General features: G+C 68.6%; 2 protein-coding genes. Both read left to right on the forward strand.

Annotation, left to right across the window (positions count from 1 at the left end; genetic code table 11):
- A partial coding sequence (locus AC3A4M_RS22785) for an acetyl-CoA C-acyltransferase (RefSeq protein WP_498738903.1) occupies positions 1 to 1,014 on the forward strand: 1,014 nt, incomplete at its 5' end.
- Positions 1,014 to 1,297, forward strand: a 284-nt coding sequence (locus AC3A4M_RS22790) for an enoyl-CoA hydratase/isomerase family protein (RefSeq protein ID WP_498738905.1), incomplete at its 3' end; no start/stop codon positions are given. The genes AC3A4M_RS22785 and AC3A4M_RS22790, both read left to right, overlap by 1 nt.

The following is a 1,297-nucleotide window of genomic DNA, read 5'->3' on the forward strand; positions in this document are numbered from 1 at the left end:
TGGCTCCTCGCCGGCTTCCCCGACACCGTCCCCGGCGTCACCGTCAACCGCCTCTGCGCCTCCGGCATGAGCGCCATCATCATGGCCTCCCACATGGTCAAGGCCGGCGCTGCGGACATAGTCGTCGCAGGCGGCGTGGAGTCGATGTCCCGCGCCCCGTGGGTCATGGAAAAGCCGGACAAGCCCTTCGCCAAGCCCGGCGCCGTGTTCGACACCTCGATCGGCTGGCGCTTTCCCAACCCCGCCTTCCTGTCCGGTGAGTACTCGCGCGGCGGCAAGGCCACCTACTCCATGCCGGAGACCGCCGAGGAAGTGGCCCGTGTCTTCGACACCTCCCGTGAGGACTGCGACGCGTTCGCGGTGCGCTCACACGAGCGGGCCCTCGCCGCGATTGAGGCCGGCCGCTTCGCCGACGAAATCGTTCCCGTCACGGTCAAGGGCCGCAAAGGCACCGAAACCATCGTCGATACCGACGAGGGCCCCCGCCCCGGTACTACCCTGGACGTGCTCGCCGGCCTGCGCCCGGTGGTCAAGGGCGGCAGCATTGTTACCGCCGGCAACGCCTCAACCCTCAACGACGGCGCCTCGGCAATCATCGTCGCCTCCGAAGCCGCGGTGAAAAAGTACCGACTTACTCCGCGTGGCCGTATCCTCGACGGCGCGTCCGCCGGCGTCGCGCAGGAGATCATGGGCATCGGCCCTGTCCCGGCCACCCGCAAGGTCCTCGACCGCACGGGCACCGCGGCCGCCGACCTCGCCGCCGTCGAACTCAACGAAGCCTTCGCCTCGCAGGCCCTGGCCTGCATGCGGGAACTGAAGCTCGAACCTGACACCGTCAACAACGACGGCGGCGCAATCGCCCTGGGCCATCCGCTCGGCTCCTCCGGCTCCCGCCTCATCATCACCCTGCTCGGACGACTCGAGCGCGAGGCCGGTCAGGGCCGCAAGCTTGGCCTTGCCACGATGTGCGTCGGCGTCGGCCAGGGCACAGCGCTGCTGGTGGAAGGCATCTGATGACCGAACTCCTGAACCATGTCGGCACGGATCTGGATACTGGCGGTTTCGTGACCCTGCAGGTCGAAGAGCGCGAAGACCGCCTGGCCGTCCGGTTGCACCGGCCCATGGTGCGCAACGCGATCGACCAAGCCATGGTCAATGAGCTGCACGCCGTATGCGCGTACCTCGAGCGCATCCCGAAGGTCCTGATCCTCTCCGGTACACCCGGCGACCCGGAGACCGGAGCCAAGGGCATCTTCGCCTCCGGCGCCGACATCGCGCAGCTGCGGGAGCGGCGCCG

The sequence above is a fragment of the Arthrobacter sp. Soil_C_60 genome (genome assembly GCF_057656375.1).